Source organism: Bacillus cereus group sp. N14 (assembly GCF_016483555.1).
In the GTDB taxonomy this organism is placed as follows: domain Bacteria; phylum Bacillota; class Bacilli; order Bacillales; family Bacillaceae_G; genus Bacillus_A; species Bacillus_A wiedmannii.
Window position 1 is genome coordinate 92,399 of record NZ_JAEHBQ010000009.1, and the last position, 22,429, is coordinate 114,827.

Here is a 22,429-nt window from a genome sequence, read left to right on the forward strand (position 1 = left end):
CCTGTTTATTTTTGCAAAAGAAAAGCGCAAGCGGCTTGCTTAGAACAAGAGGGCATTGGAACGCCTGAACTAGAGGCGCTTTTTACCTCAAGTGAAAGAGTAAAATGACCGACTGTTCTAGCCGCTGGAGCTGGATCATAATGAAAAGCGCAAGCGGCTCGTTCAGATTGTGAGGGGGATGGAGCTTCTGACGTAAAGGCGCTTTTTGCCTTGTAGGAAGAATCGAAGCCACCGAACAATTTAGCCGCTGGAGCTGGACAATAAAAAATTAAACGAAATCGTTTTTTCAAAAAACGTTCTCCTACACGATAATTAGTATATGATTCTACGTTCATTATTTTACACAAAATAAAAAAGGACAGCACAAAGGCTGTCCTTTAGTCGACTATAATTAGTCTTGGTTTGTCATTTCTGCATATTTTTCTGCAGTTAATAACTTCTCAACTTGGCTTGCATCAGAAAGTTCAACTTTAACCATCCATGCACCCTCGTATGGAGATTCGTTAACAAGTTCTGGTTGGTCACTTAATTCTTCGTTTACTGCTACAACTTTACCACTTACAGGTGCGTATAACTCAGAAACTGTTTTAACAGATTCTACGCTTCCGAATGGCTCGTCAGCTTCGATTGTTGCACCTACTTCAGGAAGTTCAACGAATACGATATCGCCTAGCTCACCTTGTGCAAAGTGAGTAATACCGATAACAACTTCATTACCTTCAGTTTTTACCCATTCGTGTTCTTCAGAGTAACGTAAATTATTTGGAATGCTCATGACTGTACCTCCAGTGAATGTATTAATTATGTAAAAATACCTTATTGGTACTTTTTCCACACACTTTCAAACTGCTCTTCGTTAAAACCAAGTGTTACATTCGTTCCATTTGTTACGATTGGACGTTTAATCAACATGCCATCAGATGCTAAAAGTTCGTACATTTCGTCTTCACTTGCATCCTTTAACTTATCTTTCAGACCAAGTTCGCGGTAACGCATTCCACTTGTATTAAAGAATTTTTTTAATGGTAATTCACTTTTTTCATGTAAATTACGTAAATCTTCTTTTGATGGTGGATTTTCAACAATATGAATCATCTCATATGCTACATCGTTTGCCTCAAACCATTTCTTTGCTTTTTGACATGTGCCACACTTTGGATATGAATAAAATGTTACTGTCATAAATTCACCTACTTTTTTACTAACCTTTACCTTTATCATATAGAAAACGTTTTATTATTTCAAACGATTATTCGCTAAACTTTTACTTATTTCGTGATAATTTTTAATAATCCTGCAATTTTTTCTTATTTTTCCGCCATTTGTTAAGAAAAAAATAAATATATAATTTTTTAGATTTTTCTCTCATTCTGTATCAAACATATATGTTAAACAAACGTTTGATTAACTCCCTATTTTTCTTTGTTCACTCTTTTAGCTACATCGGTTTCTTCCTACCGAACATATATCTTAAACAAACGTTTGATTAACTCCCTATTTTTCTCTGTTCACCCTTGAGCTACATCGGTTTCTTCCTACCGAACATACATCTTAAACAAACGTTTATTTAACCGTTTCAGCCTATAGTCACAAAACCTGGAAACACTTTAAATGACAAAAGCTTACAGATAAAAGGAACTAACGATTTTGACCGTAGTAGTGAGCCCATAAAAAAGTTATTAAGCCTATCATCAATAAAGCAAAAGTAACTGCTCCTGAGAATATGAAATTCAAATTACTGACTGAAATATAAAAAGAAGTGCCCTTGCTTAGAGACAGGGTACTTCTTTTTTATCATCAATCTAAAGGTAAACGTATCCTTCATTAAAGTAAAAATGTATAGTTCTCTACTTTTTCGTAATTTATTCAAAATCTTTGCGGAACCGCCACTAGCTCATTTACATCATTATCGTTAGCTGAGGTTAATTATATTTTTCTACGTACTACATAAAAAGCTAAGGAACCCATAATAATAGGTGCAACTAAACTAGAAGCATATGCACTAGTAATAGTAAAAAGAGAGAGTATAAATATATAGATAAGAGATAGTCCAATAAATACAGGAATTCCAACTCGAAACTTCCTACATTGTTTTATGTTCCTGTATAACACTTCTCCAATTAGGCAAGCTACAAGATCTAATACACTACCAAATATGATGAGAATTACAATAAATCCAACTATGTTAGGTAAACCATTCTCGTTAGAATAACTAGGATCAGAAATATACGGTATTAAGAACCATATGATAATAAAAGTAAGCAGACTTGCAGCATAACTAATTAAAAATTTCCTCAACGTAATCATCCCCATAATTTTCTAATATTATCTTCATCTTCATTGTATGACATAATGCCCTATTATTGATAGCAAGACTACCATCCACGAAATTGCTAATTGCATGAAATAAAAAAGACGCATTTAAATTGATGCGTCTTTTGGCGATGTTTCTTTTGTGAAATCATATAAAGCAATCGCGCCTAAAATAACCAATATACCTTCAGGAGCATCTAACAAAATAGTTCTCCAAGTTTCTGATATTATCCATTTAATACCTGCTGATTCAAGATATGCTTGAAAATAACCGATTGTAAAATCAATTACAAATAAACATACAAGTAATGTTAGACCAAACCGAATTAATTTCTTGTTTTTAAACATGTAACACCTCTCAAAATTCATTGGATATTTCTGTTTTCAGTTCTCTATATACAAAAACCCTTATATTTAATTTTAACATACAAAATATCCAAATAAATACAATATGCATATTTCGTGAATATTAAGGAAGTACTGTTAATAAAAAAGCCCTACAATTGTAGGACAAAATGGCTTTAGCAACCCCAACAAATAATCGCATAAATAACGAAATTATTTGAACCACTGTATAGTCAATCCCAGCCCTTGAAATACGGGGAAATCCCTGTTCCTGGCTACTAACCCTAATGAATAACCCACCGCATAACACTACAACGGATGGATACTATTGAGCTCATAATTAAGAAATTACTACAAAGAAAAGCCATGAATAAACATGACTTTCATAGCATAATCACTTCTATATTCAATAGAAATTAAAGTGAATTATATTTCTTTACTTTTAAAGGAATAGATATTACATATAAATCTATAGCATAAGTAATAATCAAAATCCCTTTTCCTTCATCAGCAAATTTTGCTTGCAGAAACTTTTCTGAAACTTTCCTTTTTCCCCATCTCTTTGGAAAATATCCGAATCCTAAGAACATAATAATAGCCCGATACTCATTAACTTAACTACTTTTCTTTTTTCCATGATATTTCAAATTCTCCACCATGTTCTTCTGTTATAATTTTAACTTTATATGTATCATCTTTAGACACTTTAATATTATTTTTATTGTTTCCACTAGTAACTTCCAATATTGTATTATCATTTGAATCTAAAACATAAGCCTTTATGGTTCCTTGTTTAGTTTTATCAGTAAAAGAAAAGATCCAATTCTCCCCTTTTTTAACTTTCCTATCTTGAGTTGCATATCCAGTAAATTTCCTATAGTCCCCAGATATACTACCAGATACGCTATCTGAAGAACCATGAACCTTACCACCAACAATCGTTCCTTCTCTTGTAAAACAACCACTAAGAACTACCAAACATAGAACAAATAATAATGTATTTTTAATAGTTTTCAACATCATTCCCCCTTATCCTCTTATTTACATTTTTTCTTTCATAAAGAAAAATGGACCTATGACCAAGTAAATAACATGATGAATGTTGACAATCCCCTTGTTAGAGTATCATATAAAAAATAAAAAGGAGTAATAAGCAATGAATATTAAAATAGTGGATATATCAGACAAATTATTAGATGGATATAAAGTTTTAGTTCAAGTAGATAGCAATCAATTTATCGCTGAGTGGGATGGCGATAAACCAGAAAAACACGAAAACTATAATGTAGAAATACATATAGATAATGAATTTATATGGAATACAAATATAACTTTTTCAGATAAAAATGCAAATGCAATAATTCAGAATAGTAAAGGCTTTAAAGTAATTGCTAAGCTAGATTATAACGGTGAGGATAGCTTAGCAACACTAAATATCTACGATAGTATAATACTAATTGATGTAGAAGGAATCGAGCAAGATATAGCAAATGAATGGGTAGAAATGCAGTGCACTTCAATTAAGATATTTAATACTAATTTTTAACAGAAACCCATTATATAACTATGGCATAGTCGTTATGATGTAGTGAGATATAGAAAGAGTAAACGAGTATATAAATAAACATGTTTATATGCATATGAATATCCTACGGCAATTCCTGCTCAAGCAGACGCCACTAACCATACCGTAGCCACTCATAACCGCAAGTCCAATCTCAACAGGAACGATTATTGGCCATAATAAAGCTAAAACTGCTTGCATACCTGCCTACAAACCAATACTAATCGCAAAGGGAGATGTGGAACTAACATTATCACCCCTTGATAAAACGAACTAATACTGGATGCACTTCATTAAAACTTTATAATAAAATCCGCAATAGCTGATATAAAATTATAAATCAGTATCATTACATCTCGCATACGTTGTAAAGCTTGCTTGAACTTCTCAATCATATTTTTATCTGTGCTTCTGCATAAAAAATAAGAAGCCTCTTATACAGGCTCCTTCATCATCTATTCAAATAATCTGCGATGGTTTGAAATACGACAATATACATATTATGAATACTTTCTTCTGTATTTCCGCCATTAGATAAACCAACTGCCCATTGTTGTCCTTCACCACTTCCGATATTTGCAAACCCTTGCGTATACATAGCATTTACATCTTTTCGTGCACTGTTATACTCTATCCCTTTTGTAATAAACGTTGAATATGATTTATCTTGCAAACCGATAAAAAACACTGGTTTCTTTAGCGATGAAAATACATCTTTATACTGCTCTGTTGAGGCTTCTTGAAAGTGATTTTTCATGACAAGAAAACCATCTACTTCCTTGGATTTCTTTTCCAGTTCCTCTAACTTCATTTCCTCAAACTTTATATTCCTAAACGTATCTTTCGGCTTTTCTCCAATAACTCCAATTACGAGTGCTCTTCCGTTATATTCTAATTTCTCTCCTTCTTTATCCTTTGCACACCCAGCACTCACTAGGCATATCAATATAAAAAATAAGAAATACGATAAACGCTTCATTTAGCACCCTCCCCTTCTTTTAAGTCAAGTGACGAAAACGTAAGGTTAATTCAAGAAAATGTAAGTAAAATCGATAGCTCAAATGACGTTTCTATATTATAATCAATTGAATTTACTTACATTACTAAACATAGGAGATTATCATGAAGAAATTTAAACTTTCATCTTTTCTTCCGTTAAGTTATATACTTCTACTCGTACTCGTAAGTCCCCTTTACGATGTATTAAATAAATCGGCTGTTCACGCAGTAGATGTCACAACTGTAGTAGATGATTGGATTCCATTTGTGAAAGCATTTATTATTCCTTATTTACTTTGGTTTCCTTACTTATACGGCGCACTTATTTATTACTGCTTTGCAGATCGAAAGCAATATTATGCCACTTTAAGTAGTGTTATTCTTGGAAAACTGGCTTGTTTTTCTATTTATTATTTTTGGCAGACAACTGTACCACGTCCAACAGTCGTTGGATCAGACGTATTTTCCGAACTAGTCCGCTATATTTATAGTATCGATCAACCGGTAAACTGTTTCCCTAGCATTCACGTTCTTACTACCTTTGTGATTATGCTAGCTGCCTTTAAACGTAGAGAACAACATGCTTTTGAATATTACATTCTTACCTTCTTCGGTACGCTTATTATTTTATCCACGCTATTTACGAAGCAACACGCATTTGTAGACGCCATTTCTGGAATGACGCTTGCAAGCATACTTTACTTCGGCGTTCAGCTTTTATTAGCAAAAGAAACTGTACGTGTTCCAGTAAAACAAAATCACAAAATGTAAAAAGCAGACTGTGGCTTCCAGTCTGCTTTTCTATATATAAAAGGAGATTTTCAATTTAAGATTGCGGTACAGTCATATCACCAGAGTGAATACGCCCTGCTTTTTTAAGGGCAATGTAAAGTATATAAGAAACAGCTACTGGAATGATGATATAAGTGATTACCATCGCTGGGACAACTTCCCATCCTTCGCTAGAAATTAAATTAATTGGTGCGATAAGAGAACTTAATCCAAGACCTGCAATTTCTTTTCCTGCTTCTAGTTGGAAAATTAATGCGGATACTGGACCAACTATAGCACTGGCGACGACAGTTGGGACGAGAATCATTGGATTTTTAGTGATATTTGGCAACTGTACTTTCGGAGTACAAAGCGCTTGAGCTAATATGCCGCCTAAATTATTTTCTTTCGCTGAGATTACAGAGAATCCGATAAACTGAGCAACGCAGCCTGCAAGAGCAGCACCACCTGCAACACCGTCTAAGCTAAGTGCGATTGCTAACGCAGCTGATGAAGCTGGAGAGATAAGTAATAGTCCCCAAACGACTGCAATGACGATAGAAGCGATAAACGGGCTACCAGCTGAGCTATCTTTAATAAACGCTCCAACTGTATTTAACACAGGAGTAATATTATGAGACAACCAAATACCAACTAAACCAGAACCTAATATGGCCGCAAATGGAACGAGCATCATATCTAACGCAGTTTTTCCACTTAAACGTTTACCAATATATACAGCTAAAGTCGCTGTTAATAATGCACCGATTGGCTCACCTGTTTTAATAATTAGACCTGCTTCAGTAATTGAAATGGATCCGGCACCAATCGCTCCAGCTACCATAGCTGAGAAGATTACAAGACCATTTGCACCGAGCATAAAGGCAATTCCGGCACCAATGGCTGGTGCCATAAGTGATTTTGCAACAACTCCGATTGTAATAAGCAATGGAATATCAACAATTCTTCCTATATTTTCGATTAGTAAACCAATTCCAAGGGATACGAAAATACCTTGTGCAATTCCAGCTGATGCTTTAAATACACGGGACATTATATATTCCTTCATTTGTTTCACCTTCTCCTATAAGTTAGTAACCAATTGTTTTCATATAATCACGTAAAATATCGTTTGATTTTGCGAATCGAGATTCTTCATCCTCTGTTAAGTTTAGTTCTACAACTTCTTTCATACCATCTCTAGTAATAATAGCTGGCACTCCTGTACAAATATCATACTCACCGTACTCACCATCTAAAATAGCTGATACAGCAATTACACGGTGATCATCGTTAAAGATTGAACTCGCAATATATGCTAGAGAATTTCCGATTCCGTAATAAGTAGTGCCTTTTCGTTTATAAATTTCCCATCCTGCTTTTGCAGTCTTCTCAACAATTTCATCTAAGTCTATTTCACCAAATTGGTCTTTTTTCTCTTCTAAAATTTGCAGAATTGGCTTTCCACCAACAGTTACGTGAGACCAAGCAACCATTTGAGAATCACCATGTTCTCCTAGAGAATACCCATGAATACTACGAGGATCTACATGTAACATTTCAGATAAAATTGTTCTTAAGCGAGAAGAATCTAGTGATGTACCAGTACCGATCACACGATTTCTAGGTAATCCAGATAATTTCCACACCTGATAAGTAATAATATCAACTGGGTTCGATGCAAGTAAGAAAATACCATCAAATCCACTTTCCATTACGCCGCCAACAATGCTTTCCATAATCTTCGCACTCGCTCCTAAAGTATCTAAGCGACTTTGCCCTGGTTTTGGTGCTGGTCCTGCTGTAATAATAACGATGTCCATATCTTTGCAGTCTTCATAGCTTCCTGCATATACTTTTGTTCTTGTATTTGTAAAGTTAATGCAGTGTGATAAATCCATTGCTTCCCCAACTGCACGTTCATGATTTATATCAATTAATAATAGTTCTTCGCAAATGCCTTGATTTACAATGGAATATGCACAACTTGATCCAACTAATCCAGTACCGATAATTGCAATTTTTCTTGTATTTCTTTTCATAGCAATCTCTCCTAATTGATCATATAATCTATTTCTTTTGTTCTTTACACTCCTAATTATAGAGATTCCCACGATAGAAACCATGGATACTTTGTGAAATGTTGAGCAAACTTTTGTCCTTTTTGTGAATTGTTATATTCCATTTTCGTCATATTTGTTACAACTGGAAAAATATTTATTATATATTTATTGACATGCCCAAAACAAAAAAAACGAGCGACTTCATTCGCTCGTTTCTTCATCCCATTATTCCGCACTTAATTGGCCTTTTAATTGCTGTACAATCATTGGATTCGCAGGTGCTGCTGGCTTGTAATAACTCTTTTGCTTTGCGTATTCATACATATTACGTTGACGCATTTCATCTTGATTACGAATTTGGATTAACGTTTGATGTAACTGTTCATTATCAGACTGAGCAATATAATTTGCATAACTTGTTAAACTTGCATTTAACCCTGCTAAATAATCATTTACCATATCTTTTTCATTCATTTTCCGCTTCCTCCTATCCTAGGAAAGTCATTAATTGCTGTTTCGTATTTCGTGCATCTTGCGCATCCTTTTGTAACATTTGTTTCAGTTGTGGATCTGTACAAGCCTGTGCATACTGGTCTAACTTGTTAATAATGGTTGCGTGTCCACCAATCAAATGACGTAAATTTTCTACTTCAAGCTCTGTTAAGTTTTGCATATAACATACCCGCCTTTCTTTGTTCATTCATCATTAGTATTTGGTTCTTTTTGGATTGTATTCATCAACTTTTCCCACATATAAACAAAATAAAAGATGGATAGCTAGGCCATTCATCTTTTATGCTAAATATTCATTCAATTTTATAAAGAAACAATCATACTTATACTCACAAGTAGGTTCCATACAATATGTAAAATGATGCTAGGTACAATAGATTGTGTTTTCTTATATAACATAGCAAATACAATCCCCATAATCATTGCCGTAACCGGAAAACCACCATGAAGAATCCCAAAGATAAAGGAAGAAATAATGATACCAACTAGAAAACTATATTTCTTTTCAAAAAATCGATACAAAATACCTCTATATAAAATTTCTTCTTTAATTGGTGTAATTATAGCAACACTTAACACATATATAATACTTTGTAGACTATTTTGAAGTCCTAAGCTCCCTAATTGATCTCGTTGCTGCTCTGCACTTTCAAAGCTAAACAACTCTAACATTACATACTGAGTTAATTCAATGATGATAAAACCTATTAATAAATACAAGTAGGTTTTCCCATTTTTTAAAACAGATACATCCCATATGTTCTTAATAAAATGAAGCACTGGTTTATAAGCAAATAAAACAATAGTAACAACAGCTGCATCAAATAGAAGTAAATAATATCCCTCTAAATGAGCACGTAATACCTCTTCTCCAAAAATTCCAAGGGCTAAAGCAAGGAATAATCCCCCTAAGAGTGAGAACCCTAGAATGCTTGCAATCGTTACAACTAGATTTTTATATGTTATGTTATCTACTTCTCTTTCTGCATTATACGCGTCTAATACTGTTTTTCTCATACTATTCCTCCATTTGTTTTCATTACCTTAATAAAAACCCTTTAATACAAATATATAGATAATATAACAAAATTTTCAAAAAGAATAATATGCAATTTTACATATTATGAAAACTTTATATTCTATAGTTTTAGGAATCAGATTGCTATACAATGATTATTATATGAAATTTCAAAAAACAATTTCTATCCACCATAACACTCGCATCATATAAAACTTATTAGTTAAAGGAGCAATGAACATGAAAACACATGACTTCCTTACAGAAATCCAGAAGGGCTCTGAGCCTAGTCCATATCAAGATCCTATTGCATTTATTTTCGTTTGCCTTCCCTTAGCCATATACACATTTTTCAAACCAGCTAAATAATATCATTTAATGAGAAAGAGCCTACCATTCTTTTGGAATCATATGCACTAAAAAAACCTTAGACTCGCTTCTAAGGTTTTTAGTTGCCTCGCTTCTTATTCAATCTCTCATTACATGTAGTCCTTTAATAAACGTTTCCAATAATACATGTAAACTTGTATCTAAATCTAGCGGCAAACCAAATCCACCCTGCTGTTCAATCGACGCAAATCCATGACAAATACTTCTGAATCCACGTGTCGCATGAAGTGCATTCTCTCCTTCTAAGCCGTATTGTTGTAAAACATGAAGACAAAGCTTCACAATTCCGTCTCCTGCTTTTCTTACTTCTTCATCTCGTAAAAAGGTTGCTTCATACAATCCAGGATGTTTGCGTACGAATGCTACATACGCTTCTCCTAAAGCATGAATTGCCTCGTCCATACGTTTACCCCCGGCCGCTTCTTCCAGTCTGTTATGCAGCTGTTGTATTCCGTAAATACCAAGATTTTTGCGTACATCTTGTAACCCTTTCACATGATTATATAGCGAGGGCGAACGTACCCCTAACCTTTGCGCTAATGAAGCTAACGTTACTTCTTGTATTCCATTTGCATCTGCAATTTCTGCGGCTGTTTCTACAATTTTCGGTAATGTAAGTCCGATTCTTGGTGACATAAATTAACCTTCTTTCATACTTTCTATATTCCGCTTAGCTTCCTTAATGGCAAGCTCTATGATAGCGCCTGGATCATTTATCATTTTCCCATGCCCTGCCGCAAGCAAGGACGGCTCATATTCTCTTAGCTTCTCTGCACTTTGTAATGCGACTTCTTTACTCCACGTTGCCATCGCCGGAAACGGAAACCAAAATTTCATTTGTCCCGAAACAGCCATACCTCCCCTTGTTTGAAATGCATCCCCAACAATAAGAGCTTTATTTCGTATATCAAGAAACGACATGGATCCTGGCGTATGACCCGGTGTCATAATCGCAAGAAGCGATCCAACTCGGTCGCCATCTTCTAATAAAACATCAGGTGCCGTTTTCACCTTTTTAGGTACACCGCCTTTTATTGGCGTATTTGGTTCATCCTTTTGTAACGTCGTATCGCCTTCTAACAGCTTTGCGTCCCGTTTAGAAATATAGACTGGAACATTAGGAAGTACTTCCTTTAATGCGTCTAGTGCACCGATGTGATCATCATGCGCATGTGTTAATACAATATTCGTAATTGGTTTCCCTATTTTCTCAGCCGCCTGTAAAATTCCTTTTGCGCTATATGGCAAAGCCGCATCAATTAAAGTTAAACCATCTTCTTCCTCCACAAAGTAACAATTCACAGGAAACACTCTTGGCAAAAATGACAATTGATATACCGTTTTTTCATGTATCACTCTCATATTTCCAGCTCCCTTTTCACAAAAAACTAATACCATTAGTTTTATTATACTAATGGTATTAGTTTTCGTCACTGAAAATTACATTTTTTCACAAAAAAATAACAGTAGTCGTTTATACGACTACTGTTATTTAAAGGTATTAAACTGTATAACGCTCATCTTCTAAAATTTTCGCAGCGATTTCACGTTTCTTCGGAATTACGTTAAGTGGTGTGTGGCGAGTTAATTTACGTAATGATGATAACATCATGCGCAGCATGTCGCCGTTTTCAACTGCGATAAGTGTTTCTTTCGCATCTGCTTCGATTTCGTTAAATGCTTCTTGGCAGAATACTTCAGTGTATAACACTTTTTGTTTATTCTTTTCAAGGCCAGTTGTTTTGATTGCTTTTTCTGTACGAAGAACAGCTGATTCCATTGCGTATAGATTGCTTACGATGTCAGCGATATTCACAAGAATTTCTTGCTCTTTATCTAATGCTTTACCATATTTTTGAGCAGCTAATCCAGCTACCATTAAGCCGATTTTCTTCGCGTTAGTTACTAAATATTTTTGAAGTGCTAATGGCTCATCGCCTACTTCTTCTGGCATCATCATCATTAACTCTTCTTGTAATTTTTGTGCTTTTTGAAGAAGTGGTAATTCACCTTTCATCGCTTTACGTAAGAACGTACCTGGTACGATTAGGCGGTTAATTTCGTTCGTTCCTTCGAAAATACGGTTAATACGAGAATCGCGGTACATTCTTTCAATCTCGTACTCTGCCATAAATCCGTAACCACCGTGAATTTGAACACCTTCATCTACTGTATAATCTAGTACTTCAGAACCGAATACTTTATTTAAAGAGCACTCGATTGCATATTCAGCGATAGAAGCTGCTACTGCTTTACCATCCTTTACTTCCTCTTCAGATAATGTGCTCATGCGGCTTTCGAATAAACCTACTGTACGGTATACAGAGCTTTCAGCTGCATATGTTTTCGCTGCCATATTCGCAAGTTTCTCTTGAATTAATGGGAAGCGAGCGATCGGTTGTTTGAACTGTTGACGTTGGTTTGCATATTGTGCTGAAATTTCTACTGCACGTTTCGCAGATCCAACTGTACCAACACCTAATTTATAACGGCCGATATTTAAAATGTTGAACGCGATAATATGACCTTTACCGATTTCACCAAGTAAGTTTTCTTTCGGTACTAATGCATCTTCTAAAATTAATGTACGAGTTGAAGAACATTTAATACCCATTTTCTTTTCTTCTGGGCTTGTAGATACGCCAGCATATTCTTTCTCTACGATAAATGCTGAGAAGTGCTCTCCATCAATTTTTGCGTATACGATAAATACGTCAGCGAATGCAGAGTTTGTAATCCATTGTTTTTCACCATTTAATACGTAATGTGTACCTTCTGCATTTAAACGTGCAGTTGTTTTCGCACCTAATGCATCAGACCCTGAACCTGGCTCTGTTAATGCGTATGCCGCTAATTTTTCACCAGTTGCAAGTAATGGTAAATACTTTTTCTTTTGCTCTTCGTTACCGAATAATACGATTGGTAATGACCCGATACCTACGTGAGCACCGTGAGTAATTGCAAAGCCACCAGCGCGAGAGAATTTCTCTGCGATTAACGCTGAGCTTACTTTATCAAGACCAATTCCGCCATACTCTTCTGGTACGTCAGCGCCTAATAAACCAAGTTCCCCAGCTTCTTTTAAAAGACGAACAGAACGATCAAACTCGTGTTGCTCTAAATATTCAAGCTCTGGAAGAACTTCATTTACGATAAAGTCCTCTGTCGTTTTTGCAATCATTTTATGCTCAGATGAAAAATCCTCTGGCGTAAACACTTGATCAATCGTAATCTCGTCAACTAAAAAGCTACCGCCTTTAACCGCATTTCCTACTGTTTTTTCCATGAAAATTTCCTCCTTTATATTTTCATAAGCCGCTTCTCTCTTTTTGAAAGAAGCTGGCTCTCAATTTTATTTTTTATAAACCTTTGTTGCTTCCATTCTTTGTATTGGCGGCGTCTCGTTCTGAGCAAGCCGCTTACACTTTTTTTCATAATCTAGTTCCAGCGGCTAGAATGTTCGGTGGCTTCGCTGCTTCCTGCGAGGCAAAGAGCGCCTCTACGCCTGAAGCTCCATCCCCCTCTCATTCTGAACGAGCCGCTTACACTTTTTTATAGTAATTCAAACACTCCCGCTGCTCCCATTCCGCCGCCGATACACATTGTTACGATACCGAATTGTTGGTTGCGGCGTTTCATTTCGTGAATAAGAGATAGTGTTAGTTTCGCTCCTGTACAGCCAAGTGGATGTCCAAGTGCGATTGCACCGCCGTTTACGTTTACTTTTTCTTCATCTAAACCAAGTTCACGAATAACTTGGATCGATTGAGAAGCAAATGCTTCATTTAGTTCGAATAGGCCGATATCAGATAGCTCTAAACCAGCTAATTTTAACGCTTTTGGAATTGCAGCGATTGGGCCGATTCCCATTACTTCTGGTGGTACGCCAGCTACTGCAAATGAACGGAATTTCGCAAGTGGTTTCATGCCATCACTCACTGCTTTTTCACGATCCATTAATAATACAGATGCTGCACCGTCACTCATTTGTGAAGAGTTACCAGCTGTTACAGAACCGCGAACGTTAAATGCTGGACGTAATTTACCTAAAATGTCTAGCGACGTTTCCGCTCTTACACCTTCGTCTTGCGCGAAAATGATTGTTTCTTCTTGCAGTTTATTGTTTGATCCAACAGTACGTAACGTTACATCTACAGATACTGTTTCATCAGCAAAGTTCCCTGCAGCTAATGCTTTCGCAGCACGTTGATGACTTCTTACTGCAAATGCATCTTGTTCTTCACGAGAAATTCCATATTTCACAGCAACTTGCTCTGCTGTATGTCCCATACCCATATAATATTCTGGAGCTGCTTCAACAAGGCGACTATTTGGACGAACAACGTGTCCCATCATCGGAACTAAACTCATTGATTCCGCTCCGCCTGATAATACAGCTTCCGAGTGACCAAGCATAATGCGCTCCGCTCCGTAAGCGATACTTTGTAAACCTGAAGAACAGTAACGGTTAATTGTAATAGCTGGAACATCGTAAGAAAGTCCTGCTAGTCCGCCGATATTACGAGCCATGTTCAAGCCTTGCTCTGCTTCTGGCATTGCACAACCGAAAATTAAATCGTCGATTGGTCCTTCATAATTCGCACGCTTTAACGTTTCCTTTACTACTAACGCCCCTAGATCGTCAGGACGAACTGTTTTTAATGAACCCCTCTTTGCTTTTCCAATTGGTGTTCTTGCTCCCGCAACAATGACAGCTTCTCTCATGAACGATATCTCCCCTCGTTATTAGTTACGTAATGGCTTTCCTTTTACAAGCATGTGCTGCATTCTTGCTTGTGATTTCATCTCACTTACTAAGCTAATAAATGCTTCACGTTCTACATCTAATAAATACTGCTCATCAACCTCTGTTCCGTACGGTACTTTTCCGCCCGCAATGACATATGCAAGTTTCTTCGCAATGTGAAGATCATGTTCAGAAATGTAACCTGATAAATGCATTGCTTCTGCACCAAGTACAAGAGTTGCATATCCTGTTTCACCAACAACTGGTATCTTTTTACGGATTGGTGCTTTATAGCCAGCTTCATATAAAGCAAGTGCTTTTTGTTTCGCATCATATAGTAAGTGATCACCATTCACACTAATACCGTCTTTATCGCCTAAGAAGTTGTTCGATACAGCTTCTTGTGCTGATGTAGAAACTTTCGCCATCGCTACAGATTCGAATACTTTATTCGCAACTTTTTGCAGATCAAACTCTACACCGTTTGGCATTTTATTTAAGTGTTTAATATATAGCTCTTTATTACCGCCTCCGCCAGGGATTAAGCCAACACCAACTTCTACTAAGCCCATATACGTTTCGCTAGAAGCTTGAATGCTAGCTGCTGGTAAGCAAACTTCTGTACCTCCGCCAAGCGTCATACCATATGGTGCTGCTACAACTGGCTTAGAAGAGTATTTAATTTTCGTCATTGCATCTTGGAAGTTTTTCACAACCAACTCAATTTCAAAGTAGTTGTCATCTTGTGCTTCCATTAAGATCATTGCTAGGTTCGCACCAACGCAGAAGTTCTTCGATTGGTTACCGATAACAAGACCTTTATAATTCTTTTCTACTTCATCAACAGCGTAGTTAATCATTTGCGTAATATCCATACCGATTGCATTGCTCTTCGAATGGAATTCTAAGCAAAGGATACCGTCGCCTAAATCGATTAAGCTCGCTCCGCTATTTTTCTTTAATACGCCATTTTTCGCTTTTAATTGTTTAAGAGAAATTGCCTTTTTATTACGTTCGATTAGCTTATATTCGCCATTATCGTAATAGTAGCTATCTCCGTTATCATGTTTGTAGAAAGTAGTGAAACCTTTCTCTAACATTTCTTTCACCCAAGTCGGAACAACTACGCCGTTTTCTTCCATCTTTTGAACGGACTTTTCAACGCCGATTGCATCCCAAACTTCAAATGGTCCTTGCTCCCAGCCGAAGCCCCACTTCATCGCTTGGTCAATTGCAACGATATCGTCAGCAATTTCTTTATGAAGTTTTGCAGAGTATAAAAGAGTTGGTGTGATGATGTTCCATAACAACTCTCCTGCGCGGTCTTTCGCGTATACAAGCGCTTTCAATTTATTCGATAAACCTTTTTCTTGTTTACTTAACTCGATAGATGCAGCTTTTAATTTTTTGCGAGCTTCGTATTCCATCGTTTCAGGATTTAGTTCTAAAATTTCTTTTCCTTGTTTTAAGAAGAAGCCTTGACCTGTTTTGCTTCCAAGCCATTTTTTATCAAGCATATCATGCATGAAAGCTGGTACTTTAAATACATCACGCTCTTCTTCTTGTACGTTTTCATATACGTTATTTGCAACGTGTACAAATGTATCTAAACCAACAACATCTAATGTACGGAACGTTGCGCTCTTCGGACGACCAATAAGTGGGCCTGTTACAGAATCAACTTCCCCAATGCTATAGCCGCGTTTTATCATCTCTTGAAGAGTTACTAATAAACCGTACGTACCGATGCGGTTTCCAATAAAGTTTGGTGTGTCTTTTGCGATAACAACGCCTTTTCCAAGAACGTCTTCGCCAAATAGTTTCATGAAGCTTAATACTTGTGGATCTGTTTCTTTCGTCGGTATTACCTCTAGAAGTTTTAAATATCGTGGTGGGTTAAAAAAGTGTGTGCCTAAGAAGTGCTTCTGGAAGTCGTCTGAACGACCTTCTGCCATTTTTTCTACTGAAATGCCTGACGTATTCGAGCTTACAATAGAACCCGTTTTACGAACAGCATCTACTTTTTCAAATAGTTTCTTTTTAATATCTAAGTTTTCAACTACTACTTCAATAATCCAATCTACATCAGCTAGACGCTCAAGATCATCTTCTAAGTTACCTGCTTCAATCAGTGCTAGATTTCCTTTCACTGTCAGAGGAGCTGGTTTTTGCTTTAATAGTTTTTGCACAGCCGTATTACTAAAACGATTTCTCACACTTTTATGTTCTAATGTAAGTCCCTTCGCTTCCTCTTCTTTTGTTAGCGCAGGTGGTACAATATCAAGCAATAATGTCGGAATACCAATATTAGCTAAGTGTGCCGCAATCCCTGAACCCATTACGCCTGAACCTAGAACAGCAGCCTTTTTAATTTGGAACATCCATTTCTCCCCCTATTCTTGAATGAATGCTCATTCAATTTTTCGACATAAGTCGCAATCAATGAGTGAGCCTCTACTAATAAATATATGATACAGTTTGAATTTTCGCAATATATTTATTGATAAAATTTTCTGAAATAAATTTTTTTCTTTTATTTGCCCATGCTATATATATGTATTTTCTTCACTCAAATACACTTTTCCTTTTTATAATCTGACGAAACTGGAGGAATATATATGGCAAAACTTAAGAAGAACCCTTCAAAGGCTGGAATTAGCGCAGCAAGCGTAACGGGAAATGCAGGTCCGCATAATCACGGTGTGGAAAAGGGCCGTCAAGGTAATAACCAACAATATAAGAAGCATAATATGGGCGAAAAATAACGGTATATTTTTGGGCAGAAAACGTGGCATAATGGGTAATGGCTGCTTTTTCTGCCCAATTTATTTGTAACAAATGAGGGAATTATAATGAAACGAACAATAGTTATAATTGTAATGATTGCTACACTATTTACAGGGATGATTTTCTTCTCTTATGCACAAAGGCAACAAGCTGTAAGAGCGGATCAACCTAACATTACTGGGCAATATGGCATTACAATCGATGCAGACACAGGTGAAATTTTGTATGGGAAGCGGGAAGACGAACGCTCTTATCCGGCTAGTATAGGGAAAATGATGACTACCTTACTCTTACTAGAGAATGTAAAAGAAAATGAAGAAATTACAGTTACAGAGAACGCAATTAAAACAGAAAGTCAAAGTAAGAAAATTAAACTTCGTGCCGGGGAAAAGTTAAAACGTGATGAGGCATTAAAGCTTATGCTTATTATTAGTGCAGACCCAATAGCTGAATCCATCGCAGAACATATCGCAGGATCAAAAAATGAATTTGTAAAAATGATGAATGCAAGAGCGAAGGAACTTGGTACAAAGCATGCGACTTTCAAAAACGCAAGTGGTGCTGATGCACTTGGAAATAAAGTATCGCCATATGACATTGCTATGATTACGAAAGAAGCATTAAAGTACCCAGTTGTTTTAGAATATATGAATTCAACACGTACAACTCTACATACTTCAGAACGCTCTCCAAACATCGCAAACTATGGACGAGAAGAACTATATGACGATCCATATGCAATTGGAAGTAAAAGCGGTCTATCAGCACTCGGAAAATATACGGTCGTAACAGTGGATGAAAAAGACGGTAAACGCGTCATTAATGTTGTATTATCTTCTACTCGCACGCAGCTATATCCTGATACGAAGAAAATGGCACATTACGCATTTCAGCAATTAAAATAACCAAGGAGTATTTTCTCCTTGGTTATTTTTTAACCATACCTTTTAACACGAACGCAACGTTTGCTGGACGCTCTGCTAAACGACGCATGAAGTAGCCATACCAGTCGTTTCCATAAGGCACATAAACACGCATTTTGTAACCTTCTTTTACTAGCTCAAGTTGACGCTCATTACGAATACCATATAACATCTGGAATTCAAATTGGTCTCTTGGAATGTTGTGTTCTTCGGCAAGTTTTTTCGTATATTCAATAATCGCTTCGTCATGTGAAGCAATTGCAGTATAATTTCCATTTAATAAGTGCATTTTTATAATTTTTTTATAGTTATCATCTACATCTTTCTTATCCGGGAACGCTACCTCTTCAGGTTCTTTATAAGCTCCTTTTACAAGACGTAAATTCGGACTATAAGCATTTAATTCTTCCATATCTTTTTCTGTACGATATAAGTAAGCTTGAATAACTGTACCAATATTATCGTATTCAGATTTTAATTGTTTAAAGATCTCAATTGTTTTCCCGCAGCGCGTATAGTCTTCCATATCAATTGTAATAAACACACCATTTTCTTTTCCAGCTTCTAAAATACGGCGCATGTTGTTCATTACGATTTCATCAGAGATATCTAATCCCATAGAAGTCATCTTTAAAGAAAGCTGCGAATTAAGACCTTCTCTTCCAATTGCACGAATCGCTTCAATCGATTCGCTAGCCATTTCATTTGCTTCCGCTTCGTTATCAACGAATTCACCTAAATAATCGATCGTTACACAAAGACCTTGCTTATTTAATGCTTTAATTGCAGCTGTCGCTAATTCAATCGTTTCCCCTGCGACGAAGCGACCTGCACCAAAGCGCAAACCATACTTTTTAGCCAGTTTTGTTAGCGCTTTATTTTTTGACAAGAAAAGAAACGAATTTCGCATTAATTGTTCCATGTAATTCACCCCTATGACTGTGATTTATCTGTTTTTTACCCCTCTTCAAAATTATATCACTGTTTAAAATTATTGGATACAAATAATTATTTAGATAATTTATAAAATACTATAAAAATATTTAAAACCCTATATTCTTGCTTATAACTATGCCTGAAATATTTTTCGACATTTAGAAAAATGGAGTTTACTAAGCACAAAATAGGCATGTCGAATATTTTCGACATGCCTATAAAATCCTTTATATTCCATGTAAATTATATAAGGATATTAATACAGAAAACTTGAGATTATATTTACCTCAAGTTTTTTTATTGCTCATTTCTCTTCTCTTCATTCAGCCTTTTAATATCTGTAATTAACTGTACCATCTCTTCTTTTGCATCGGGATATGTCTCATTCCAGTGCTTCACTAAAGCCGGCATCGTCTTTGCTATGTAAGAATACAGTGCCCACTTCTGCACCTGCTCTTTTCTCTCTTCATTGCTCTCTCCAAGTAATAACTCCGTGTATTTCTCTAACAACCCGTCAAATTGTTCATTAAACTTTTCACTCATCTTATTTACCTCCTATATGAAAAAAGCAGCGAAGATCGCTGCTTTTCCTTATAATTTTGATCGAACAGAGTTTAATTTTTTCTCCATTGTGCTTACTTTATCACGACGATCATCGATACGAATTGTTGTTGCAACGCGCTGTGCACCTTTCGTATATGGAACTTCATGCATTTGTTGAATTACTTCTAGAATGACAGGAAGATCTCCTTCAATTACTGTATTCATTGGTGTTAATTGATACTTCACGCGATTTGCATTTTTCTCTAGCACCTTTTGTACTTCTGCTACATATTCACTAACACTTGGATTGCCAGTTCCTACTGGAATAATCGATACGTCAACAATTGCCATAGTAGTCTTCCTCCTATAATTGCTTCTTATATATCCATTGTCTATTTTACCGAAATACTCATCATTTTACTAATTTGTTATTCCTCTATTTTAAACTGCTCAACCAATCTTTCTAAGTCTCTCATATGCTCCGTCAAACTTTCCATCGTATGAGCTACCTTTTCTAGATGACTCACTTGAGATTCAGTTGCAGCATTTACTTCTTCCGAAACAGCTGCGCTTTCTTGACTTGTACTAGCAATTGTATGCATTACCGTTGTAATTTCTCCTTGCTCGTAACCGATGTTATGTACCTCTTCGACAATTTGTTCCACTGAAGTACTAATCGTATTTACAACTGACATAATTGTACGGAATTCCGCCTCTGCCTCTGTCGTAACGTTATTTTGCACATCCGCAATATCTTTTAATTTACTTACAACCTCTACAACTCGTTTTACCTCTACTTGTACATCACCAATCATTGTTGCGATTTCTCCTGTCGCCTCTTTCGATTGTTCCGCTAACTTTCGAACTTCTTCAGCAACAACAGCAAACCCTTTACCTTGTTCACCTGCACGCGCCGCTTCAATCGAAGCATTTAAAGCAAGTAAATTCGTTTGATCCGAAATACCCTTTATAAGCTCTACAACATTTTGAATCGATCCAACTCTTTGCTCTAACTTTCCGGATGCTTCCTCCGTATGAACAACAATTGAAGATGATTGGCCCCTTGTACGAACTAAATTACGCATCGTATGTAATCCTTGCTTAGATGCCTCTTCAGCTTTGCCAGCCACGTCTTTTATGTCACCGACTGAATTATTCATTTGTTCCACTGACTGCGCCATATTCTCGAGCTGCTCTGAAACTTCATCTACACTATTAGCAAGCGTAGAAGCTCCTCCGCTCACATCATCCATTGCACCTGACACTTCTCTACTAGCTGCTACAGTTTCATTCGTTAAATAATGTAGATTATTCGTTGATTGTTGCACGGTTGATACACTGTTTTTAATTTTGCTTACCATTTCATTCATTTGCTCAACCATATGATTAAAATGGTTCGTCAATTCTCCAACTTCATCCTTACTTGTCACTTTCATTTGCAACGTTAAATCACCTTCTGCTACTTTTTGAACGTGATTCGTTAATAGTTGCAGTGGTCTTGCTAATCTTCTTGAGAACAAGTATGAAGCTACGATTCCAACGAATAGGCTAATACATGCCATTATAATGACTGTATTTCTTGTACTATTTAATAGCCCATCAATTGTTTCTTTCGGATAAAAAATTCCTATCTTCCATTTCATCAAATCAAATGACTGACTATATGCAACTACATCTTCACCTTTTAATGTAGTGACAGCATATTTTGTTACATCTTTATTTAAACTCTTCACAAGTGGCTCTTTCGAGACATCTTTCCCGATTTTCTCTGGGTAAACAAGAGCCATATTTTTATCATTTATAATAAACATTTCTCCGCCATTATTGTATTGAATATTATGAAGTAACTTCTGAATTGTTCCAAGTGATACATCCATCGCAACAACACCTAATACAGATCCATCTTGAGCTGTAATTGCTTTAGAAACTCCCACGCTTAACTTACCTGTTGCAATTTCATACATAGGTTGTCCCCAGTGAACCTTTTTCACATCAGCTTCTGAATCTTTATACCATGGTCTTGTCGTTGGATCATAACCTTCTGGCACTTGTCCACCTTCAGCAAGATTGGCACTTAATGTTTTTTTATCTTTCGTACCAATATATAAATCTAAAATGCCAGGATGATTCTTTTTGTACTCTGAAAACTCTTTCGTCAAAAATGCTTCTTCTTCTGGAGTAACTCCTTCTTGAAGTATATTACGAATCATCTCACTGTTCCCATAATACCCCATATCTTCATCCGTTCTTTGAACAAATGTCGTAAGTTGCTCTGTCACAAGATCCATCGTATTTTGAGAATACTGGTCTAAGGAGCGCACTTCCTTCTCTTTCTGTAATTGATACATAGCTGTACCTAATATTACGAACATCATAGAAATAAGTACCGAAAATACTACCGCAATTTTTAAACGTAAACTTCTTAACATCTTCCCCCCAGCATCCCCTTCATGTTGTATTGTAATCATATTAATCACTATATTAAGTATAATGGATAAAATTAAAAAATTGAAACTA

At 36.1% G+C, this 22,429-nt stretch carries 25 protein-coding genes; 4 read left to right on the forward strand and 21 right to left on the reverse strand.

Annotated features, from left to right (window positions below):
* Window positions 1–5: 5 nt before the first annotated feature.
* The 6 genes from JDS82_RS14950 to JDS82_RS14975 form a co-directional block, all read right to left on the reverse strand.
* Window positions 6–335, reverse strand: a complete 330-nt coding sequence (locus tag JDS82_RS14950) for a hypothetical protein (protein ID WP_171842392.1) — start codon at window positions 333–335, stop codon at window positions 6–8.
* Between the two features lie 56 nt (window positions 336–391).
* Complete coding sequence (gene gcvH / locus JDS82_RS14955; RefSeq protein ID WP_000026896.1) at window positions 392–775, reverse strand: glycine cleavage system protein GcvH; 384 nt, start codon at window positions 773–775, stop codon at window positions 392–394.
* Window positions 776–816: 41 nt separating this feature from the next.
* On the reverse strand, window positions 817–1,182 hold the full coding sequence (locus JDS82_RS14960; protein WP_000218969.1) for an arsenate reductase family protein: 366 nt from the start codon (window positions 1,180–1,182) through the stop codon (window positions 817–819).
* Between the two features lie 744 nt (window positions 1,183–1,926).
* Window positions 1,927–2,298 carry a hypothetical protein gene (locus JDS82_RS14965; RefSeq protein ID WP_001224770.1) on the reverse strand — a complete coding sequence of 124 codons (372 nt, stop codon included), beginning with the start codon at window positions 2,296–2,298 and terminating at the stop codon, window positions 1,927–1,929.
* Window positions 2,299–2,421: 123 nt separating this feature from the next.
* Window positions 2,422–2,661 carry a DUF3937 family protein gene (locus tag JDS82_RS14970; protein ID WP_000475827.1) on the reverse strand — a complete coding sequence of 80 codons (240 nt, stop codon included), beginning with the start codon at window positions 2,659–2,661 and terminating at the stop codon, window positions 2,422–2,424.
* A 615-nt stretch (window positions 2,662–3,276) separates the two neighbouring features.
* Window positions 3,277–3,678, reverse strand: coding sequence for a hypothetical protein (locus tag JDS82_RS14975; protein WP_000920744.1), 402 nt, complete (start codon window positions 3,676–3,678; stop codon window positions 3,277–3,279).
* A gap of 136 nt (window positions 3,679–3,814) precedes the next feature.
* Here JDS82_RS14975 and JDS82_RS14980 point away from each other — a divergent pair, with 136 nt between their 5' ends.
* A complete protein-coding gene (locus tag JDS82_RS14980; protein WP_199713516.1) occupies window positions 3,815–4,204 on the forward strand; it encodes a hypothetical protein in 390 nt (129 codons plus the stop codon).
* 469 nt (window positions 4,205–4,673) lie between these two features.
* Here the strand turns inward: JDS82_RS14980 and JDS82_RS14985 are convergent, their stop codons facing one another.
* Window positions 4,674–5,201 carry a hypothetical protein gene (locus JDS82_RS14985; RefSeq protein ID WP_199713517.1) on the reverse strand — a complete coding sequence of 176 codons (528 nt, stop codon included), beginning with the start codon at window positions 5,199–5,201 and terminating at the stop codon, window positions 4,674–4,676.
* A gap of 143 nt (window positions 5,202–5,344) precedes the next feature.
* On the opposite strand from JDS82_RS14985, the gene JDS82_RS14990 reads away from it, so the two are divergent.
* Window positions 5,345–5,992 carry a phosphatase PAP2 family protein gene (locus JDS82_RS14990; protein WP_000713746.1) on the forward strand — a complete coding sequence of 216 codons (648 nt, stop codon included), beginning with the start codon at window positions 5,345–5,347 and terminating at the stop codon, window positions 5,990–5,992.
* A 55-nt stretch (window positions 5,993–6,047) separates the two neighbouring features.
* Here JDS82_RS14990 and JDS82_RS14995 read toward each other — a convergent pair whose 3' ends face one another.
* The 10 genes from JDS82_RS14995 to JDS82_RS15040 all read right to left on the reverse strand — a co-directional run bounded on the left by JDS82_RS14995 (window position 6,048) and on the right by JDS82_RS15040 (window position 17,104).
* Window positions 6,048–7,061 (reverse strand): PTS sugar transporter subunit IIC, encoded by a 1,014-nt coding sequence (locus JDS82_RS14995; protein ID WP_000666176.1) that lies wholly within the window; start codon window positions 7,059–7,061, stop codon window positions 6,048–6,050.
* 22 nt (window positions 7,062–7,083) lie between these two features.
* On the reverse strand, window positions 7,084–8,034 hold the full coding sequence (locus JDS82_RS15000) for an L-lactate dehydrogenase (protein ID WP_048566625.1): 951 nt from the start codon (window positions 8,032–8,034) through the stop codon (window positions 7,084–7,086).
* Between the two features lie 246 nt (window positions 8,035–8,280).
* Window positions 8,281–8,529: a spore coat protein gene (locus JDS82_RS15005; protein ID WP_001002985.1), complete on the reverse strand. Its 249-nt coding sequence runs from the start codon at window positions 8,527–8,529 to the stop codon at window positions 8,281–8,283.
* Between the two features lie 13 nt (window positions 8,530–8,542).
* A complete protein-coding gene (locus tag JDS82_RS15010; RefSeq protein WP_001180550.1) occupies window positions 8,543–8,728 on the reverse strand; it encodes a hypothetical protein in 186 nt (61 codons plus the stop codon).
* 143 nt (window positions 8,729–8,871) lie between these two features.
* A complete protein-coding gene (locus tag JDS82_RS15015) occupies window positions 8,872–9,585 on the reverse strand; it encodes a CPBP family intramembrane glutamic endopeptidase (protein WP_199713518.1) in 714 nt (237 codons plus the stop codon).
* 469 nt (window positions 9,586–10,054) lie between these two features.
* Window positions 10,055–10,612, reverse strand: coding sequence for a TetR/AcrR family transcriptional regulator (locus tag JDS82_RS15020; protein ID WP_199713519.1), 558 nt, complete (start codon window positions 10,610–10,612; stop codon window positions 10,055–10,057).
* A 3-nt stretch (window positions 10,613–10,615) separates the two neighbouring features.
* A complete protein-coding gene (locus JDS82_RS15025) occupies window positions 10,616–11,338 on the reverse strand; it encodes an MBL fold metallo-hydrolase (protein WP_001263840.1) in 723 nt (240 codons plus the stop codon).
* 139 nt (window positions 11,339–11,477) lie between these two features.
* Complete coding sequence (locus JDS82_RS15030) at window positions 11,478–13,262, reverse strand: acyl-CoA dehydrogenase family protein (RefSeq protein ID WP_000416287.1); 1,785 nt, start codon at window positions 13,260–13,262, stop codon at window positions 11,478–11,480.
* Between the two features lie 266 nt (window positions 13,263–13,528).
* A complete protein-coding gene (locus JDS82_RS15035) occupies window positions 13,529–14,701 on the reverse strand; it encodes an acetyl-CoA C-acetyltransferase (RefSeq protein ID WP_001206340.1) in 1,173 nt (390 codons plus the stop codon).
* Between the two features lie 21 nt (window positions 14,702–14,722).
* The gene (locus tag JDS82_RS15040; RefSeq protein WP_088060076.1) at window positions 14,723–17,104 is read right to left on the reverse strand and encodes a 3-hydroxyacyl-CoA dehydrogenase/enoyl-CoA hydratase family protein; all 2,382 of its coding nucleotides are present in this window, start codon (window positions 17,102–17,104) and stop codon (window positions 14,723–14,725) included.
* Window positions 17,105–17,341: 237 nt separating this feature from the next.
* Here JDS82_RS15040 and JDS82_RS15045 point away from each other — a divergent pair, with 237 nt between their 5' ends.
* Window positions 17,342–17,488, forward strand: a complete 147-nt coding sequence (locus JDS82_RS15045; protein WP_001096344.1) for a YuzL family protein — start codon at window positions 17,342–17,344, stop codon at window positions 17,486–17,488.
* Between the two features lie 87 nt (window positions 17,489–17,575).
* The gene (locus tag JDS82_RS15050; RefSeq protein ID WP_000831447.1) at window positions 17,576–18,415 is read left to right on the forward strand and encodes a D-alanyl-D-alanine carboxypeptidase family protein; all 840 of its coding nucleotides are present in this window, start codon (window positions 17,576–17,578) and stop codon (window positions 18,413–18,415) included.
* 22 nt (window positions 18,416–18,437) lie between these two features.
* On the opposite strand, the gene JDS82_RS15055 is transcribed toward JDS82_RS15050, so the two are convergent.
* The 4 genes from JDS82_RS15055 to JDS82_RS15070 all read right to left on the reverse strand — a co-directional run bounded on the left by JDS82_RS15055 (window position 18,438) and on the right by JDS82_RS15070 (window position 22,341).
* On the reverse strand, window positions 18,438–19,355 hold the full coding sequence (locus tag JDS82_RS15055; RefSeq protein WP_000436767.1) for a proline dehydrogenase family protein: 918 nt from the start codon (window positions 19,353–19,355) through the stop codon (window positions 18,438–18,440).
* A gap of 311 nt (window positions 19,356–19,666) precedes the next feature.
* A complete protein-coding gene (locus JDS82_RS15060; RefSeq protein WP_001290594.1) occupies window positions 19,667–19,912 on the reverse strand; it encodes a YusU family protein in 246 nt (81 codons plus the stop codon).
* A 48-nt stretch (window positions 19,913–19,960) separates the two neighbouring features.
* Entirely contained in the window at window positions 19,961–20,263 is a 303-nt protein-coding gene (locus JDS82_RS15065) for an MTH1187 family thiamine-binding protein (protein ID WP_001018865.1), read from the reverse strand.
* Window positions 20,264–20,340: 77 nt separating this feature from the next.
* Complete coding sequence (locus JDS82_RS15070) at window positions 20,341–22,341, reverse strand: methyl-accepting chemotaxis protein (protein ID WP_199713520.1); 2,001 nt, start codon at window positions 22,339–22,341, stop codon at window positions 20,341–20,343.
* Between the last annotated feature and the right edge of the window lie 88 nt (window positions 22,342–22,429).

Coding starts and splice junctions, on each gene's coding strand:
- JDS82_RS14950 (WP_171842392.1), bottom strand. CDS start 335: ATGAACGTAGAATCATATACTAATTATCGTGTAGGAGAACGTTTTTTG.
- gcvH (WP_000026896.1), bottom strand. CDS start 775: ATGAGCATTCCAAATAATTTACGTTACTCTGAAGAACACGAATGGGTA.
- JDS82_RS14960 (WP_000218969.1), bottom strand. CDS start 1,182: ATGACAGTAACATTTTATTCATATCCAAAGTGTGGCACATGTCAAAAA.
- JDS82_RS14970 (WP_000475827.1), bottom strand. CDS start 2,661: ATGTTTAAAAACAAGAAATTAATTCGGTTTGGTCTAACATTACTTGTA.
- JDS82_RS14975 (WP_000920744.1), bottom strand. CDS start 3,678: ATGTTGAAAACTATTAAAAATACATTATTATTTGTTCTATGTTTGGTA.
- JDS82_RS14980 (WP_199713516.1), top strand. CDS start 3,815: ATGAATATTAAAATAGTGGATATATCAGACAAATTATTAGATGGATAT.
- JDS82_RS14985 (WP_199713517.1), bottom strand. CDS start 5,201: ATGAAGCGTTTATCGTATTTCTTATTTTTTATATTGATATGCCTAGTG.
- JDS82_RS14990 (WP_000713746.1), top strand. CDS start 5,345: ATGAAGAAATTTAAACTTTCATCTTTTCTTCCGTTAAGTTATATACTT.
- JDS82_RS14995 (WP_000666176.1), bottom strand. CDS start 7,061: ATGAAGGAATATATAATGTCCCGTGTATTTAAAGCATCAGCTGGAATT.
- JDS82_RS15000 (WP_048566625.1), bottom strand. CDS start 8,034: ATGAAAAGAAATACAAGAAAAATTGCAATTATCGGTACTGGATTAGTT.
- JDS82_RS15005 (WP_001002985.1), bottom strand. CDS start 8,529: ATGAATGAAAAAGATATGGTAAATGATTATTTAGCAGGGTTAAATGCA.
- JDS82_RS15010 (WP_001180550.1), bottom strand. CDS start 8,728: ATGCAAAACTTAACAGAGCTTGAAGTAGAAAATTTACGTCATTTGATT.
- JDS82_RS15015 (WP_199713518.1), bottom strand. CDS start 9,585: ATGAGAAAAACAGTATTAGACGCGTATAATGCAGAAAGAGAAGTAGAT.
- JDS82_RS15020 (WP_199713519.1), bottom strand. CDS start 10,612: ATGTCACCAAGAATCGGACTTACATTACCGAAAATTGTAGAAACAGCC.
- JDS82_RS15025 (WP_001263840.1), bottom strand. CDS start 11,338: ATGAGAGTGATACATGAAAAAACGGTATATCAATTGTCATTTTTGCCA.
- JDS82_RS15030 (WP_000416287.1), bottom strand. CDS start 13,262: ATGGAAAAAACAGTAGGAAATGCGGTTAAAGGCGGTAGCTTTTTAGTT.
- JDS82_RS15035 (WP_001206340.1), bottom strand. CDS start 14,701: ATGAGAGAAGCTGTCATTGTTGCGGGAGCAAGAACACCAATTGGAAAA.
- JDS82_RS15040 (WP_088060076.1), bottom strand. CDS start 17,104: ATGTTCCAAATTAAAAAGGCTGCTGTTCTAGGTTCAGGCGTAATGGGT.
- JDS82_RS15045 (WP_001096344.1), top strand. CDS start 17,342: ATGGCAAAACTTAAGAAGAACCCTTCAAAGGCTGGAATTAGCGCAGCA.
- JDS82_RS15050 (WP_000831447.1), top strand. CDS start 17,576: ATGAAACGAACAATAGTTATAATTGTAATGATTGCTACACTATTTACA.
- JDS82_RS15055 (WP_000436767.1), bottom strand. CDS start 19,355: ATGGAACAATTAATGCGAAATTCGTTTCTTTTCTTGTCAAAAAATAAA.
- JDS82_RS15060 (WP_001290594.1), bottom strand. CDS start 19,912: ATGAGTGAAAAGTTTAATGAACAATTTGACGGGTTGTTAGAGAAATAC.
- JDS82_RS15065 (WP_001018865.1), bottom strand. CDS start 20,263: ATGGCAATTGTTGACGTATCGATTATTCCAGTAGGAACTGGCAATCCA.
- JDS82_RS15070 (WP_199713520.1), bottom strand. CDS start 22,341: ATGTTAAGAAGTTTACGTTTAAAAATTGCGGTAGTATTTTCGGTACTT.